The organism is Mesorhizobium sp. NZP2077, from assembly GCF_013170805.1.
GTDB lineage: Bacteria > Pseudomonadota > Alphaproteobacteria > Rhizobiales > Rhizobiaceae > Mesorhizobium.
In genome coordinates this window covers 2398610-2415996 of record NZ_CP051293.1, presented here as the reverse complement: position 1 = coordinate 2415996, position 17387 = coordinate 2398610, and the positions used below count along the sequence as shown (strand labels likewise).

At 61.2% G+C, this 17387-nt stretch carries 13 protein-coding genes; 4 read left to right on the top strand and 9 right to left on the bottom strand.

Annotated elements, in window-relative coordinates; genetic code table 11:
• Positions 1-110: 110 nt before the first annotated feature.
• From HGP13_RS11770 to traA, 3 genes are all read right to left on the bottom strand, one after another.
• Positions 111-2267 (bottom strand): hypothetical protein, encoded by a 2157-nt coding sequence (locus HGP13_RS11770; RefSeq protein WP_172225092.1) that lies wholly within the window; start codon positions 2265-2267, stop codon positions 111-113.
• 385 nt (positions 2268-2652) lie between these two features.
• Positions 2653-2868 carry an AlpA family phage regulatory protein gene (locus HGP13_RS11765; protein ID WP_172225089.1) on the bottom strand — a complete coding sequence of 72 codons (216 nt, stop codon included), beginning with the start codon at positions 2866-2868 and terminating at the stop codon, positions 2653-2655.
• A 131-nt stretch (positions 2869-2999) separates the two neighbouring features.
• Entirely contained in the window at positions 3000-6047 is a 3048-nt protein-coding gene (gene traA, locus HGP13_RS11760) for a Ti-type conjugative transfer relaxase TraA (RefSeq protein WP_172225085.1), read from the bottom strand.
• Between the two features lie 172 nt (positions 6048-6219).
• Between traA and HGP13_RS11755 the strand changes: the two genes are divergently transcribed.
• The 3 genes from HGP13_RS11755 (at position 6220) to HGP13_RS11745 (ending at position 7870) form a co-directional block, all read left to right on the top strand.
• Positions 6220-6546, top strand: coding sequence for a conjugal transfer protein TraD (locus HGP13_RS11755; protein WP_172225081.1), 327 nt, complete (start codon positions 6220-6222; stop codon positions 6544-6546).
• 1 nt (position 6547) lies between these two features.
• Positions 6548-6796, top strand: a complete 249-nt coding sequence (locus tag HGP13_RS11750) for a conjugal transfer protein TraD (RefSeq protein WP_172225078.1) — start codon at positions 6548-6550, stop codon at positions 6794-6796.
• A 543-nt stretch (positions 6797-7339) separates the two neighbouring features.
• Positions 7340-7870 (top strand): MucR family transcriptional regulator, encoded by a 531-nt coding sequence (locus HGP13_RS11745; RefSeq protein ID WP_172225075.1) that lies wholly within the window; start codon positions 7340-7342, stop codon positions 7868-7870.
• A 703-nt stretch (positions 7871-8573) separates the two neighbouring features.
• On the opposite strand, the gene HGP13_RS11740 is transcribed toward HGP13_RS11745, so the two are convergent.
• The 5 genes from HGP13_RS11740 to HGP13_RS11720 are packed head-to-tail and all read right to left on the bottom strand — an operon-like array spanning position 8574 to position 15500.
• A complete protein-coding gene (locus HGP13_RS11740) occupies positions 8574-9857 on the bottom strand; it encodes an FAD-binding oxidoreductase (protein ID WP_109659105.1) in 1284 nt (427 codons plus the stop codon).
• Positions 9851-11101, bottom strand: a complete 1251-nt coding sequence (locus HGP13_RS11735; RefSeq protein WP_109659103.1) for a pyridoxal phosphate-dependent aminotransferase — start codon at positions 11099-11101, stop codon at positions 9851-9853. The genes HGP13_RS11740 and HGP13_RS11735 overlap by 7 nt, the downstream gene beginning before the upstream one ends.
• A 10-nt stretch (positions 11102-11111) precedes the next feature.
• Positions 11112-12647: an aldehyde dehydrogenase family protein gene (locus tag HGP13_RS11730; RefSeq protein WP_109659101.1), complete on the bottom strand. Its 1536-nt coding sequence runs from the start codon at positions 12645-12647 to the stop codon at positions 11112-11114.
• Positions 12648-12669: 22 nt separating this feature from the next.
• A complete protein-coding gene (locus tag HGP13_RS11725) occupies positions 12670-14091 on the bottom strand; it encodes an FAD-binding oxidoreductase (protein WP_109659099.1) in 1422 nt (473 codons plus the stop codon).
• Entirely contained in the window at positions 14088-15500 is a 1413-nt protein-coding gene (locus tag HGP13_RS11720) for a VOC family protein (protein WP_109661200.1), read from the bottom strand. The genes HGP13_RS11725 and HGP13_RS11720 overlap by 4 nt, the downstream gene beginning before the upstream one ends.
• Positions 15501-15609: 109 nt before the next feature.
• On the opposite strand from HGP13_RS11720, the gene HGP13_RS11715 reads away from it, so the two are divergent.
• The gene (locus HGP13_RS11715; protein ID WP_109659097.1) at positions 15610-16512 is read left to right on the top strand and encodes a LysR family transcriptional regulator; all 903 of its coding nucleotides are present in this window, start codon (positions 15610-15612) and stop codon (positions 16510-16512) included.
• 209 nt (positions 16513-16721) lie between these two features.
• On the opposite strand, the gene HGP13_RS11710 is transcribed toward HGP13_RS11715, so the two are convergent.
• On the bottom strand, positions 16722-17345 hold the full coding sequence (locus HGP13_RS11710; RefSeq protein ID WP_109661197.1) for a helix-turn-helix domain-containing protein: 624 nt from the start codon (positions 17343-17345) through the stop codon (positions 16722-16724).
• Between the last annotated feature and the right edge of the window lie 42 nt (positions 17346-17387).

Here is a 17387-nt window from a genome sequence, read left to right as displayed (position 1 = left end):
AATGCGCCTCAGTTCGGTCGTTGAGAGTCCGCCGCAAAATCCCGAAAGAGGCATCCGTCTTAAAGGTCAACCGCAGCTCGTCGGTATTGATCTGCTGCGGCGCCTTCTACCTAACTATCAGCTACCGGCCCGGCACTCGTTGGCTGAGGCAGGAAGTAGAGGCGGTGGGTCGTCTCGGCGAGGTCATAAGCGCTGGATGCGTAAATGTCCTTGCCGACGGCGTCCTTGCGCCGCTCGTAGAAACGGTACGGCTCGAGCTCTTGGTGGGTAAGGAGGATCACACGACGGACAAACTGAGTGTTGAGGGACTTGGCGAGCTCGATTTCGTCTGGCGTGAACGCGGAGAGCTTCGCGAGTAGGATGTACACTACGAAGCGCTCTTTTGGGAAAGCATCGGCAACTTGCCGCAAATGCTCGATGTCAATGGGGTCGATCGCACCGCCAGCGTCCTTGCACTCACCGATGATCACTGCCGGCATTGAGGAGCGGGGCTCGTGCACCAAAGCCACAAGGTCGGTCTCGCATACCGGTAGGCCCCCGCCAGGGTCGATGGGCTTGAGATCGTATGAAGCGCCATAACCATCTGAGTGGAAGGTGCTTCTAAGGTTCACGTACAGTTGCTGCAACACCATGGCCACCGGTATGGCACCCGCTGCGTTCCTTTCGACGCCTAGAACGCCGGTCCGTCGGTAGGCGAATTGGCTTTCGACCAACTGTCGGGTAGCGTCAAAGGCGGTCCCGCAAAGCGGGCACGTTGCTTTCTGCTTCAAGCTGTCGAGCGGGGTCCAGCTAGAGAGTTGGCACGTTGGGCAGCGCAGGTCCGAACCTATGCGGAACAAGCCCTTTTCAACCAGATGAGTGAATACCATAGGAGGCGTGAGGTCCGTGCCAGCCCCCCTCTGTTCGATGTAAAGCCGCCGATGGTCCGCAAATGTGGAACCGGTGTCAGGGTCCTTCGATCCAATTTTGTTTGTGGCGTCATTCTTGGAAAACGAGTGCGTTGGGCCAAATGACTTGATCAGCCTGCGGACGCCTGAAATCTTGAAGGCTCGAACGCCATCCAAGCCTCCCATGCTAGTGATAAGCTGGCGAGTGATGAGGCCACTCCCGCTCAGCTTGGCCTGAAAGCCGGCCAACGCAAAAATGCGCTCGATGAGTGTTGGTATGGAGATCGCGCCGATCCTAAGGTCAACGTCGGCGGCATCAATTATGATTCCAACGTGTTCGGGCTCAAGCCGAAGGCCGTCATAGTCCAGGATCATTTTGCGGCCGGCGAATTCGTTCAGCTCCGGAACGCACGGCGGGGTAAAGGTGTAGTTGCTGCCGTCGCCAGGCACACCCATTACCGAAATAGACGCCATAAGGCGCTGCTGGTAGAACCAAGGGTCAGACGCAAACGGCTTGTCCTTCAGCGCGAAGCTAAGGTTGGGCAACTGGCTCGGCCCGCCGACCACTGCAAGTGCCGACTCTATGCCAAAATGCATTTTCGCCGGGCTGACGTTGTGCCCATTCCATGTCGCTTCGCTCACCCCGCAGATGGTCCAGGGGCCATCGCCAAGCGCCGCAACTGCGTTTTCCCGGTTGGCATCTAGGCACCAAATGGCGGGTTTGTTGTGAAAGTCGTCGCGTCCAGCGAGGCTGGCCCGTAGCCTTGCCTCATAGTCAACTTTGACAAGGTCAAATCGCGCCGGGTGCTGCAGGTCGTGCCATGCCAATTGAATGCCGCACGCCCGAAGGTTCCAGAACATGACAAGGTCATCGATGTTTGCCGCACTGCCCAGGTAAAAGCCCGGGTAGTCCCACCCCGCTCGTGCCGAATAGTGTGGCGTCAGATCGTAGCGGCTCAAATGGGATATGCCCGGATACTGCGTGATCTCCGACGGTATCGGGTCGCCATTCGCAATCGGCAGATTGACTGCCTGGGTCGCCTGATCGAGACTTCTCCGGTAGTCGATCCCAATGGCTTCTTGCGCGGGGAATTGGCCGAATTGCATCAAAAAAACATCGGCCAGCGGATCGGCGTTGTCCCAGGTGGCGACTCGAACGCCATGTTCGACCATCGCCTTCCATTCGGGATCATCGCGCCGATGGACCATGAGGTTACGGACGTCGAGCACGGTGGCCGTGCCTTCCCGACTGCCGTGAGGCGGATAAAACAGGTTCGCGGGAACTCTGTCATTCTGGAGACTGGCATATCGCCCCTCGAATATGGCTAGGTCTGCGTGATTCCCCACTGAAGTCACGATGTCGGGGCGGAACAGTTCCATGAGCCGGTGGGCTTCCGGCCGGTCGATTAGAACAATAGGGTTGTAACGACCACCCCAAAAGCAGTGGCAATACCTTACCGCCGCACGAACGCTATCCAAGTCACTGGAGCGGACCGCGAATGCAATTCGCAGCGGGCGGTACACGATGTCGACACGAGCCGTTTCCATATTTCAATTGTGCCATTCTTGCTGCATTTCGCCAATGCGGGCTCGGTCCGGCCCGTCTACTCCGGGCCGACCTCGGTACTCGTACTAGCGAAATGAATGTCCGCTGGTTTCTTGCGGAGGCCGGAAGCTGCCTGTCTGCAGTCGGCCATTCCCAGTCGTTGAACTTACATCAGAGAGGACTGTTCAACGATGGGCGCAACGTGCCACTCCACCGCCACTAGTCGCTGTTTTTTCGTGATGCACTGGTGTGCCATGAGACAGGATCAGCGACCCACCGATTGATGTCCGACTCCCTCCATCCCGCACCGTTTAAGCTGATCTTGACCTGGGCCGGGAACGTGCCTTCGCCGATTTTTCGGTACATCGTCGAGCGGGACAAGCCGGTCCGCGCGAGGACGGTCTTAAGGCGAATGATACGATCCAGTTCAGGCATGGCTGCCTTGCCTTTCGCTGAGAGCATTTGGCACCTGCTGGAACCAGACAGGACAACCCAAGGTCGCCGCGCAATCAGATTTGTCATCGCGTCGATCTGGGGCGTGGGAACGGCGGCAAATCGGAGGGGTGTCAGAGCCCAAGGCCCCGCCCCTTACCGATGCCATGGCTGAATGCCAGTTCCGCACCAAGGCGCCGGCCGGATTCGACCTGGATGCCAAGCGCCTTTTTACGATTGGCAAGCAAGGATTCAAGCTGCGGATCTCGTTCGAGGCTCTTGGCCATATCGGACATGGCCGAACGCGTTGACTTGTAGCCGGACATGTCGCCGGTCTGATATTGCTCCCGTCCCGTCCGATCGAGCTTTTGCCAGCGTTCCACGAACCGGTCGGCGCGGCGGCCGGGATCGATGTCCATCCCGGTGCGGATTTCCGTTTCAAGCTGGAGAGCAAGCACGATTCGATTGACGCGGCCGGCACCCGCTTCACGAACCAGCTCGGGATTTTTCACATAAGCCGCTTCGGCATCGCGCCAGCCATGCGGTCGCACCTTCTCGAAAGCGCTACGGGCATCCCTCAACTCGCGCATCTGCTCAGGCGTCCCCTGCCCATCCGCATTTGCGTTGTGCGACATCGCGTCGAGAGCGCGCGCGTGACGCACTAGCGCCTTCGTACGAGCGCTGCGCAACGCCGCTTCCGCGTCCACCGGCAGAATCGTGTCGCGTGGCACGCCGGTTGCGGGAGTTTTTCTGTCGGGCGTCGGGTCTGCATCTCCGATGTGCGCCCCAACATTTTCCCTTCCCGGCCCAGGTCCACGGTCCTGCGAGGGCTCGCCGTCTGCGGGCGAGCGCAACCCGTCCAGCAATCCGCCGATCCTGTCGCGCAGCTTCTCCGGAACGATCCGGCGCACGATCTCAACCACGCGCTCGCGGAAGGTGATCCCGCGCCGTTCGGCATAGCTCTGCGCCGGATCGGCCTGCTCGTAATCCGACGCCATGTCCTTGGCACGGTCGCGCGACAGCGTGCGGACGAGCCGGTCTCGTGTCGCGAAGTCGTCGCTGGCGTAATGCAGGTCCATCCCGTCTCGATGACGCGATAGGGCGACATAGCTCCCATGGGCGTCCAGGCCCTGCGTCGCTAGAACGTGGGTGCGGTCAACCGTCATGCCCTGGGCCTTGTGGATGGTCGCGGCATAGCCGTGGTCGATGTGCGTGTAGTCTTTCAGGTCGAAGCGCACCGACCGGTGATCGTCAGTGCGCACGGTCATGCTCTGTCCGCTGACGTCCTTCACGATGCCAAGCGTGCCGTTCTTGACGCCGAGCCCACGCTCGTTGCGCAGGAACATGACACGGTCGCCGCTGGCGAAGTTCCGTGCACCGCGTTCCACATCCACCTGAACTTCGTCGCCGAGATCTCCGGCGGCGCGCATGCGCTCGCGCGCTGCATTGTTGAGCGCCCGCACTTCCTCGTTTGTGTGAGTGAGGATGATCCGGCTTGCCTCTGGATGCGCCTGCCTGTCGCGATCCCAGCGCTCGACGAGTGCACCTCGCGCTTCGTCGCGCGTCGCGGCATGATGCACCATGCCTCTGGCGTCATAGACCTCGATCGCAGCGCAGATCCTGCCAGTTGCCAGATCTCGCGTTGCGTCACGCTGCCAGTCCTCGCGCTGGCGGCGCACCTGGCCGATTTCAACGCCGCCGTAGCGTTCGTAGATCGAACGGAATGCAGCGCCGGCCTCGATGGCCTGCAACTGCTGCGGATCGCCCACAAGCACGACTTTTGCGCCGACGTCCGCCGCATGGGACAGCACGCGCTCCAACTGGCGCGTGCCGACCATGCCGGCCTCATCGATCACCAGGACATCGCGGGCTGTGAGCAGATCCCTGCCCTGTCCCCAGCTGTGTTCCATACTGGCTATGGTGCGTGACGAGATGCCTGATCCGCTTTCGAGATTCTCGGCGGCAATGCCGGAGAGTGCGGCGCCTCGAACCTCGTAGCCCGCCGCTGCCCATGCCTGGCGCGCAACGCCCAGCATGGCGCTCTTGCCCGTTCCGGCAAAGCCGACAACGACACCAAGACCGCGACCATCGGTGATGTGATCCAGCGCTTCGACCTGCTCGCCTGACAGGACAAGACCGCGTTGCGCAGCCCGCGCCAGTGCTGCCTCGCGATGTGCGTCACTCACCGCGTGTCGCTCGTCCAAATCGATGCGCTCTGCAGCGCGATGCAGGCGCTGCTCGTTCTCGATCATTTGCCGGGTGGTGAAACGGTCTTCGCCGCGCCGGTCCTTGCCGAGTTCGACCAGATCGGGTGCGTTGGTGATGGCTGCCACGACCGCGTTGAACTGTTCCACTCCATCGCTGTGACGATGCGAGAACTTCGCGATGTCGCGGCGGGTAAAAGTCGATTGCTGATGCGTGATGGCCTCTAGCGCCACCGATGCATCGGCAATGATGCGCGCGCCATTGTTGCGCGCGATCTCGCGATGCAGTTCGGCGCGATCCGCTTCAATGCCGGCAGCGTCAAGGCCATTGCCCTCAATGCGTTGAGCCGGAGCACCAATCTGGGTTTGCGGCTCCAAGGCAATGCCCTGCGCTTCCAGGCTGCGATGATCGATGCGGGCGTCGATGTCGAGCTCGGCAAGCCGCTCATTGGCAAGCTCGGCCCACCGTTCGCGCCAACGCTCGACCATCTGGGTGGCATTCCAGTCGCGCACCTTCGCCCCGAAACCGTTCTCATCGACCGACCGCATGGTGAGCATGACATGGGCATGCGGCTTGGGACTGCCATCTTCTGCCCTGTCCCAATGCACATTGAGATCAGCGACCATGCCCCGACCGACAAATTCCGCCTGAACAAAGTCGCGCGCCAGTTCGATGCCTTGCGACTGGCTGAGTTCGCGGGGGAGCGCAAATTCGACCTCGCGGGCAAGCTGCGCGTCCTTGCGTACCTCGAACGCCTCGACATCGTTCCACAGCCGTTCGCGGTCGCTCCAGGCGTCCGGTGCATTCTCCGGCAGCATCACCTCGGAATGAACGACACTGCGCTTGGCCGAGAAATCATGCGTCCGTTCGATGCGCTCGTCGCGTAACCGCGAAGCCGAGCGGTAGGCGGCAGACGCGACAGCACTGCTCCCAGCCTTGCGGCCAATGACCTTGACGTGAAGATGATAGATCGCCATCGCGACAGGATCATTTGCACGTCGAAGCGTACGTCGGCACGACGTATAAGCGCGCCCTCCCTCGAAAAATTCTCGGGATGGACCAGCCCGTCCCGGGCTGTCTCGGCAACCCTGAAGCCTTCCGGCGGACGCTCAACTATCATCCAGAGATCGACAATCAATGGAGACAGCCATGCGCAAACCACGCGACTTCGACGCCGAACTGAAGGCGCTGGAAGACAAGGCGAGAGAGCTCAAGACGCGAAAGGTACAGCAGCTCGGTGAACTGGTGATCGCCACCGGCGCCGATCAACTGAGCACCGACGAACTGGCCGGCGCGCTGGTCGCAATTGTTGAAACGAAAGACACCGCAAAGCGCGAGGCATGGGCTAAGCGTGGAGTGATGTTTTTCGAGAGCCGGTCCCGGCGAACTGCTCCGGCATCTCAGCGCAACGCTCGCAGCGCTCCAGCGCAACCGGGCAGCCCACAATCGCCGGCAAGCGGCTCTGGCTCGCAATGACATGCGCGCGTGGCAGGTCGAGCGCCGCAAGCGCACCCGGCATCTGATCGAACTCGGCGGTCTCGTCGTCAAGGCCGGCATCGTCGAGCTAACCAACGACGATCGCGCTACCATCTACGGTGCGATGCTCTGGATGGCGGAAAAGCTGCAGAGCCATGAAGGGAAGAATGCGCGAAACCTGTGGACTGCGAAGGGTAGGCAGGCCTTCGATGGTGAACGGCGTGAGGAGCAGATGGGCCGGCGAACTTAGCCACAGTTGGCGAGCAGCGGCCGGCGCGAAGCCCGAACAGCAGACTTCCGCCGGTGCGCCGGCGCCGACGCCGCAGCCAAGCGCTTGCGCAGGAAGCTTTCGGGATCTTCGTCGCTACAGGCGACAATCTTCTCTCGCGAGCCTTGAACCAGATGATGAAGGGCGCAATGCTTGAGTAGGCGAAGCTCGTCAAAGCAGACGCTGCCTATGAGCAACCTTCAAACGCCAGATCGTGTTCCCTCGAAACCTCCCACGCCCCACAGATGCGATCATGCACACTGCGCCTAAATAGAAACTCTATAGCCAGGGTGCGAGCCAGCACTGCTCTGCACAGCTGGAACGGGCGGAAAAGCAAGGGAAGCTTCTCGCTTTGTATGAGATCGGCAAGGGCACCCCAGCCGATGGAACAACAGAAGCGAAACTTACTCTTGTCATGTTGCGCAAGAGAGGTGGATTTAACGAAGAAATGTACTATTTGCGTCGTAGGCAGGGCAGAAAAATCAAACGTCGCTCAATTCATCCGATACAAAAAAGGGAAATCATATGACCACTGCTCTTGAGCAAGGCAACAAACCGGATACCGTGTCGATAACGGCTGACATTGTCGCGGCCTATGTATCGAACAATCCACTGCCGGTTGGCGAATTGCCGAAACTAATCGGCGACATCCATGCCGCTCTGAACGGTATCGGAACGCCAGCTGTAGAGCCGGTGGTTAAGCAGGAGCCTGCAGTATCGATTAAGAAATCGGTAACGCCCGACTTCATCGTCTGCCTGGAAGACGGAAAGAAATTCAAATCGCTCAAGCGGCATCTCCAGCATTTTGGTCTGAGCCCCGACCAATATCGGCAGAAGTGGAACCTGCCGTCCGACTATCCGATGGTCGCGCCGAACTACGCGGCCACCCGCTCGGCCTTGGCGAAATCAATTGGGCTCGGACGCAAGGCGCCAGCGCCCATATCTGCCGCGGCAGAAAAACGGAAACCGGTCGTGCGTGCGGCGGCAGCAAGAAAAACTGCGGCTGCAATCAAGTCGCCGGTGAAGAAGGTGCGCAAGACGACTGCCAAGGCTTGACCTGGGACATCTGACGAGAGGTCGGCGCCGGGAGCTGAATATAACGAAGCCCCGTCTTTGCGGTGGGGGCTTCGTGCTTGTTGGATTACTCTGCGGTGCGGCGTGACCAGATGAGCGAGAAGTCGCCTCGGTTCGGTCTCGACCAGACTCGCATAAGTCGGAACGGGACAGCTGGAATCACCGAGCTTGACGGAACGGTAGTCGCGGCCCTCGCGCGAGGTCGTCTTCCGTGCCGCGCCCCGAACTCGGTGGCACCAGCAAGCAAGCCCGCATTGGGCCGGCCGGCCGCTACCGGCACAGTGAAGCCAGAACCTGGCAATCAGACGACGTGCTACGTTCTTCCTCTTCTTTGGCTGAAGGCCGTGGATGCCAGCCGCACTTATTCGCAAGCGTGGTCGGCGCATTGAGCGAGTTGAAGGGTGGCGCGGTACTTATGGAATCCGAGGGCGTCTATTGCATGCCGCACAAGTGAGTGCGCCGGGAGGGGAGGCGAGCGAGGCCCGTCTCACCTGAGGTGCCGGTAAGCCATGCTGTTGCAACAATGAGAGTGTTGTTCTATAATAACCAAAAAAATTTGCAGAATGAGCCATTATTGACAGTCAAATTGTCAATAAATACTATTATCTACTGCTGAGAGTCGCGTAACCTATCTTATGGAACTTTGATTTGTTGCAATGAAAACAACGGCATAGTGTACGACGGTTCAGAATCTTTCCGACGCCAGATGGGCGACCTGCGCACCAATTTCGTAGTAGATTTCCCTGGAACGACGAAACCAAGGTTCCTGAAGCTCGGTGAGCGGCAGCAACATATCGGCTTCGGCCTTTTCGCCGAGGATGAGGTACGCCAATTCGCGGCCGAATACCGTGCCGGGCGAGATGCCGCGGCCGTTGTAGCCGGAGAAGCCGACGACATTCCTCCCGAACTTGTGGAGCCGCGGCAACGCATCCGCAGTCATGCCGATCTGCCCATACCACTCATGCTCGAACTCGACTGCGCCCAGCTGCGGATAGAGCTTCGCCAGTGCCCGCCGGGCCCAGGCTTTGTGGATCGCCGTGCCGGTGTTGCGCAACGCACCGACACTGCCGAAGACCAGCCGTCCCGACCTGTCCAGTCTGAAGGAAGACAGGATTGTCCTGGTGTCCCAAGCGCCCTCGCGCCCGGGCAAGATGGTTTGCAACAGATCGACGCCGAGCGGCTGCGTTGCCAGATTGAAGTATGGCAGATGCACCTGTTCGGACCGGACGCTCTGCCACGGTCCCGTGCTGTACGCATCGGTGGCAACCACGACCCACTCGGCGTCGACCGTGCCGCCCGTTGTGCTGACCACCCAGCGATCGCCCTTCTTATCGGCCGCAACAACCGGGCTGGACGTATAAATAGTCACCCCGGCAGCCAGGCAAGCCTGCGCGAGACCACGAGCATAGGCAAGCGGCTGCAGCGTGCCGGCGCGCTCGTCGAGCAAGGCGCCGCAATAGGCCGGCGTACCCAGCCTTGCTTTCGTTTGCTCGGCATCGAGGACACGCACCGGCGCGCCGCGCCTTTGCCATTGCGCCGCGCGCTCTTTGATCTCCTTCAGCCCTGCCGGGCCGACGGCGCAGTGAAGGGTGCCGTTTCTTTCCAGTTCGCAGTTGATGCGATGCCTGTCGATGATATCCATCACCAGTACCGGGCCGTCGCCGAGCAACCCCAGCAAGCGCTCGCCATGGACAGAGCCGAGCGCGGCGATCATGTCGTCGGGCATCAGCCACAAGCCGGCGTTGATCAGCCCGACATTGCGGCCCGCGCCGCCAAAGCCGATCTCACGGCTCTCCAGCAAGACCACCCTCCGGCCAGCCTCGGCCAGATGAAGGGCGCAGGACATGCCCGTATAACCGCAGCCGACGACAACCACATCGGCCGATACTACTGCGTCCAATGAGGCCGTAGCCGGCGGTTCGGGCGCGGTCGCTTGCCATAGACCGTGTGAGCGGGGATCATTCAGCATCGGTCGCTGTCGCTCCCAAGCCGTGAACAGGCCGCGGCGATGCGCAGGATCGCTTCCGTCAACTCTGTTTCGGATGTCGCATAGGAAATACGAAAGAAGGGCGAAAGGCCGAAAGCCGCGCCCGGGACAACCGCGACGTGGGCTTCCTGAAGCAGATAATCGGAGAAGTCGGTGTCGGTTTCGATCGGCTTGCCGGCGGGCGTTGTCTTGCCGACCAGACCAGCGCAACCTGCGAAGGTGTAGAAGGCCCCTTCCGGCACGCGACAGTCGATACCATCGATGGCGTTCAACCCGGCAACGACGAGATCGCGACGGCGCCGAAAGCTCTCGGTCCGTTCCTTCAGGAAGTGCTGAGGACCGGACAGCGCCTCGACCGCTGCGGCCTGGCTGACCGATGACGGGCAAGACGTCGACTGGCTCTGCGCCACCGCCATTGCCTTGATCAATTCGCGCGATCCGCCAGCGTAGCCGATCCGCCAGCCGGTCATGGCGTAGGCCTTCGAAACGCCGTTGACGGTGAGCGTCCGTCCCTTCAGGCGTGGCTCCAACGCAGCCGGCGTGACGAAACGGAAATCGTCATAGACAATGTGCTCGTACATGTCGTCGACCAGCAAGCGGACATGCGGATGCCTCAGGAGGACTTCGATCAGCGGCTGATAATCGGTCGTGCTATAGGCAGCACCGGACGGGTTTGAGGGGGAGTTGAGGATCAGCCATTTCGTCTTCGGCGTGATCGCTGCCTCGAGCTGGCTCGCCGTCAGCTTGAAACCGGCTTGCGCGCTGCACGGGATACAGAGCGGCTTGCCTTCGGCAATGGTGACGATATCCGAATAGGACGTCCATGCCGGCGTTGGAATGATAACCTCGTCGCCGGCATTCAGCGTCGCCATCATGGCATTGAACAGGACCTGTTTGGCGCCGGTCGCGACGGTGATCTCGTCGGCGGCATAGTCGAGGCCGTTCTCCCGGCGGAACTTTTCGCGGATCGCCTGCTTGAGATCTGGCGTGCCGTCCAGCGCGGTGTATTTGGTGTCGCCGCGTTGGATGGCTTTCCAGGCTGCCTGTTTCACGGTGTCGGGCGTGTCGAAATCCGGCTCGCCCGCCCCCAGGATGATGACCGGCGCCCCGTCGCGCTTCATCGCCTGCGCGCGGGCGCCGATCTTCAGGATCTGCGAAACCCCGATCGCCGATATGCGCGACGCCGGCACGAAGCCGGCCTCTTCGATACTTGTGGTGACGGTCATGGCCCGATCCTCAGTCGATGTCGAAGGAGACGCCCTGGGCGAGCGGCAGCGCCTTAGAATAGTTCACCGTGTTGGTGGCGCGGCGCATGTAGGCCTTCCACGCATCGGAGCCGCTCTCGCGGCCGCCGCCGGTTTCCTTTTCGCCACCGAACGCACCACCGATCTCGGCGCCCGACGTGCCGATGTTGACGTTGGCGATGCCGCAATCCGAACCGTCGACGCCGAGGAAACGCTCGGATTCCTGCAGGTCGCGGGTGAAGATCGACGACGACAGGCCGGCGCCAACCGCATTGTGCTCGTCGAGCACGGCGTCGAAGTCAGAATATTTCATCACATACAGGATCGGCGCGAAGGTCTCTTCCGTCACCGGCGCAACCTGCTTCGGCATTTCGACCAGCGCCGGGTGCACGTAATAAGCGTCGGGATGGCCGTTCTCGACCCGCGTGCCGCCGGTCACCTTGCCGCCATGGGCGCTGGCTTCCTTCAGTGCCTTCTGCATGGCGTCGAACGCCGCCTTGTCGATCAGCGGACCGACCAGCGAGGACGTCTCCAGCGGATTGCCAACCGAGACGCTTTCGTAGGCCTTCTTCAGCCGCGGCAACAGCGCGTCATAGACGCTGTCATGCACGAACAGGCGCCGCAGCGTCGTGCAGCGCTGGCCGGCCGTGCCCATGGCGCCGAAGGCGATGGCGCGCAGCGCCATGTCGAGATCGGCGGTGGGGCACACGATGCCGGCATTGTTGCCGCCGAGTTCCAGCACCGCGCGGGCAAAGCGCTTGGCGAGCCTCGGGCCGACCTCGCGGCCCATGCGCGTCGAGCCGGTCGCCGAGACCAGCGCCACCTTGGGATGGTCGACCAGCACCTCGCCGGCGACGCGGTCGCCGATCAGCACCGGCGCCAGGCCTTGCGGCGCATCATTGCCGAAACGCTTCACCGCGCGCTTGAAGATCGCCTCGCAGGCAAGTGCAGTCAGCGGCGTCTTCTCCGACGGCTTCCACACCAAAGCGTCACCGCAGACCAGCGCCAGTGCGGCGTTCCACGACCACACCGCGACCGGGAAGTTGAAGGCGGAAATAACGCCGACCACGCCGAGCGGATGCCAGGTCTCCATCATGCGGTGTCCGGGGCGCTCGGTGGCGATGGTAAGACCATACAATTGCCGGGACAGACCGACGGCGAAATCGCAGATGTCGATCATCTCCTGCACTTCGCCCAATCCCTCTGACGGGATCTTGCCGACCTCGATCGATACCAGCCGGCCAAGCTCGGCCTTGTGCGCCCGCAATTCCTCGCCGAGCAGGCGAACCAGCTCGCCGCGCCGGGGACCCGGCACCATCCGCCAGGCCTGGAACGCCGTGTGCGCGGTATCGATGGTCTTTGCCGCGTCGGCCGGCGAGATCGTCTTCAGCGCCGCGATCTGCTCGCCCGTCACCGGGCTGCGCACGATGAGGTCGCCCCCGACAAGCGCCTCCTTGGCGACACCCAGTTTCGCCAGAAGTTCGGTCGTTTCCTTGGCTATATCGATCGATTTGACTGCAATGTTCATCCGGCAAACTCCTGTTTTTGACTTATCCGAAACACACCGAACCAAGGCGCCCTGGCGACGTCAGTTGCTTCAGGCCAGCGGCAAGGTCCTTGTGCTTTTTCTGCGTATAGAGATCGTAATAGGCTTGGTTCTTGCGGCCGACGCCGTGCTCGGCGCTGAAGCTGCCGCCGAAACGATCGACCGCGATCGAATAGACCCAATCACGCAATCGCCGTTCGAAGGCGATATCGACTGGACCAGCCCGCGCCTCGTCGACGACCAGATTGAAATGCACGCCGCCGTCGCCGATATGGCCGAAGTCGAAGATTGCGACATCGGGAAAATGGCTGGGCAGTTCGAGCTTCATCCAGTCGCAGAACGCCAGTACGTCGGCCCTGCGGAACGACAGATCGAAAGCGACCAGTCGGCCGGCATGTTTGACGCCTTCCGACAGGGCGTGACGCAGCGCCCACATCTCGCGGGCGGGACCGACAAAGGCGTTGGCGAGCGGCGCGTCCTCCGCTCCCCAGACTTCGGCCAGCACCGTTTCCAGGACTGCATCGAGCGGCTGCTCGTCATCACGCGGAAGCCAACTGCGGGAAACTTCAGCCAGAATGACATAGTTGGGAACGTCGCCATTCTGGAATGGATTGCGCAGCGACGGAACATGGGCAAGCGTTGCGGTAATCGCATTCCCCGACATGCCTTCGAAAGCCGACAGATATGATCCGAGACGCTCTTCCATCGCCCGCAGCAGGGGCATGACGGCAGTGCCGGTTCGCGGCACCAGATAGGCCGTCGAGACCTGCCTCGGCAGACGCTCCAGATTGAGCACGCATTCGGTGACAATGCCGAACGCGCCGGATGTCCCGATGAAAAGCTGCTTCCAGTCGACGCCCGTATTGTTCTTGCGCAGCCCCGACAGCAGGTCGACCACGGTACCAGCCTCGTCTGCCAGGACGACCTTCAAGCCCAGTGTATTGCTGCGCACGTCGCCATATTTCAGAAACCGCGAGCCGCCGGTGTTGGTTGCCAGCATGCCACCCACCCGCGGATCGGCGCTGAGGTCGATCGGGAAGAAAAGGCCGCCGGGCTCGAGCCGTCCGTTGATGTCCGACAGTCTGGTTCCAGCGTCGACGTGGATCGAGCGGTTGTCGATATCGAGATCGAAAATCGGTGTCATCCGGTCGAGACTGAGCACGACCTGCGCTCCACTGGTATCCGGCGTCGAGCCGGAGACTAGGCCGGTGTTGCCCGACTGCGGGATGAGCTCGATATGCTCACGAACGCAGTAGGCGACGCAAGCAGATACCTCAGCCGTGCCGCGAGGGCGCAGCACCAATGCGGCGCTACCCCGGTCATAGCGCGCGCCATTCTCATAGGCGGCCAGGCTGGCGCAATCCTGAACAACCCCGTCCGCGCCGAGGATTTCGGCCAAAGCTGTCTTGTGGCGCTCGCCGATCATGCCGACTGTCTCTCCGCTGCCTGAACGCCGCGCAGAGCGCGTCGGCACTCGTCGATCGACGCCTGCTCGATCGCCGCATAGTGCTCGAATTCATCGAGGACGCCGGCGCCGAGAGCGGCTTCGAAGTGCTTCTGGTTGGGACTGGCGACGAAATCCTGGCCCGCTTCATCGCCCAGATTGGACTGGAAGATACCGGCCGCGCTGACGGGCAGGAAATCCTCGTAGACGATCGGGTCGAAACGGACGAAGCCATCCGCCACCAGCCGATCGACACCTTCCAAATGGACGCTGCCGGCCTGACGCCCTCGCTCGGTCAGCGAATAGGTGAAATAGCCAAGGCCAGCAGTGCGGATGCTGTCCCATGTGTCGGGAAACGACTGGAATGTCCGCGACAACGCCTCGACGTAATCAGTAGCATTTGACCCGTCGGCCGCCGGCCTGATGATTTTGCGCGTGGCATCCAGGAGGCTGTCGTAGAGCGCCCTGCCCTTGGGAGTGAGCGCCACGCCGCGCTGCTCGATCTCGCCGAAACGCGCCGTGTGCGAGCCAGCCGTCCAACCGCCGCTGCCTGACTTGAACGAGACCGGTTCGTCCAGCGCCTTGAACGATGTCTGCCTGAGCAGGATCGGGCACCGGCGAGTGGGCGGACCCTCGACGATCGCCTTGGGCTCGATGCCACGCGACGGCATGCCCGTCTGCACCGCGTCGATATCGAGCGTGCGCGGCGTCAGGTGGTTGATATGCGGGCCTTTGAAGGAAACCACGTCGGCGACCAGCCGATGCTGCTGGTGCAGCCTGTGGTACATCTCCATGCTGACGCAGGCCTGATCGTGCCAGCGGAATGTCTCGATGATTTCGGCGACAAACCGATCCGCATCGGCTTGATCCAGCCCGCCCTGCGTCTCGGCCTTTTCGGTGAGTTGGATGGCGCTGTCCGTGAAAATCCGTCGACCGGCAAGAATGGCCTCCGCTTCCGTCCGCAGAACCTCGTCGCCGATCAGGTCGATTCTGAGCAACGAGGTGAAGACGCGAAAAGGATTGCGGCTGAGCGCTTCGGCACCAACCGGACGAAACGCAGTCGCATGGACCGGCACGCCGGCCGTGCTGAGGTCGTAGTAGCCGACCGGATGCATGCCCATCACCGCGAACACGCGCCGCATCATCGAGAGTTCGGCCGGCGTTCCTAGGCGGATCGCCCCGTGCCGCTCTTGCGAGATGCGGTCAAGCGAATCCGTCGCCTCGAGCCGTTGGCGCAGCACTGGCGTGGCATCCAGCACTTCGGTATTCACCTCGGCGACCAGTTCCATCAGCGTGCCGTAGGCGGGAACCTCGGTCCGGTACATGGCTGACATCGCCGCAGAAAAAGCAGAACGAACGTCATCGGATGCAACGAAAGCAGCATTTTGCACGGCGCGGTCTCGCTTTTGAGAAAACATGAGATCATTCCGGAAAAGAGTGATATCGGATTTCATCCGGCACGGATCGCGACGATTTTAACTAGGTTGATGCGAGATACGCATGATATTGAGCAGAAAGTTGATGCCAGACCTGGTTGCAATCCAGGCCTTCGAATGTGCGGCAAGACACGCGAGCTTCACGCGCGCCGGCCGGGAACTCAACCTGACCCAGAGCGCCGTCAGCCGTCAGGTCAAGGATCTGGAAGCCTATCTCGGCGCGCTGCTGTTCGAGCGTATCCGGCAGCGCGTGGTGCTTTCCGAAGACGGGCGGCGCTTCCTGCCGGAGGCGCGGAAGCTGCTGCAGCAAGCCGAAGAGACGATGCTGCGCGCAATGTCGTCCGCCGATGCCAAATCGAGCCTGAGCATCGCAACCTTGCCGACATTCGGCAGCCGCTGGCTCAGTCCGCGCTTGCCTGATTTCCTGCGCCTCTACCCCGGTACGATCCTCGACGTCGGTTCCCGGTCGGCGCCGTTCGATTTCGACGAAGAGAATTTCGACCTAGCCATCCACTACGGCCGGCCTGTTTGGGCGCGCGGCGTATGCACCTATCTTTGCAGCGAATCGATCCTGCCGGTGGTAGGCGGTGCGCTGTTGACAACTTGCAAGGAGATCGCCGCCGCAGATCTGCTTACCAAGCCGTTGCTCCATCTCGCAACGCGTCCCAAACTTTGGGCTCTGTGGTTCGAGCAGGTGGGCGTGTCGGCCGAAATGGCCTACCGCGGACACCGCTTCGATCAATTTTCAATGATCATCGAGGCGACGGTTGCGGGCATGGGGTTTGCACTTCTTCCGCGCTACCTCATTGAGCAAGAGCTAAGATCAGGCGAGCTTCGTATTGTCCTCGATTTGGCGATGCAGACCGAGAACAGCTACTATGTCGTCATGCCGGAAGCGAAGAGTACAAATCCGCTAGGGCAAAATTTCACGGCGTGGCTGGTACGCCAGGTGGCAAATTCGAGCTAAACCCCTGCTGCCGACAGGCAAAACATCGGCCACCGCCCTCGATCTGCCGGCGGTCATATAGAACAGTCCATATTACGGCTTTGCCACGCGCGCCGATTTTGGCTTTGCCTCCTGGATAGAGAGCACGGAACAGTCGCTCGGCACATTGTGCGACGAGTTCAATGACCTCTACCTGCGCGGAACCTGACACGGCGCCAAGGATGTTAATACTAGAGACCCGTTCTCACCCGTGGCCGCTGCAACTCCGCCACGGTCATGACAAACCGGAGTTCCTGCTTGCCACTGTTCACGTAGGCGTGTTTGTCTTCTGTACGAGCCAGCACGGATGAACCCGCTGGAACGAGATGATCGCTGTCGCCCAATTTCAGGGTCAGTTCGCCAGCCTCCACATTCAGCAGTTCGAGTGTTCCCGGCGAATGCCCAGGGGATTCGAATGTCTCGCCGGGAAACAGTGTCCAGCGCCAGAGTTCGATCTCGTCGGGTCCTTGCGTTCCAACCAGGAGCGTGGCGCTGCCTCCCTTGGGACCGCGCCAAAGGGTGGAAGCGTCCTGCGGTGGAACGATACGTACCGGCACGCTGACGGCCACTCCGACGAAGTCGGCCACCGACACACCTAGCGCAGTTGCTGCACGGCAAAGCGTCGCGATGCTGGGATTAGCGGTCCCTTTTTCAATCTCGACAAGCATGCCTTTGCTAACACCGGATTTTTGGGACAGCTGATCGAGTGTCAGACCGTTTTGCCGCCTGAACGATTTGAGGTTTTGAGACACAGTGGCGCTGACACGCTCAACGTCAGCGACCGCTTCGGTCGATATATTGACTTTCTTACTCATAGTCGTTAGCATAGACTAAATTGGTCAATGGGAGCTAGAGGC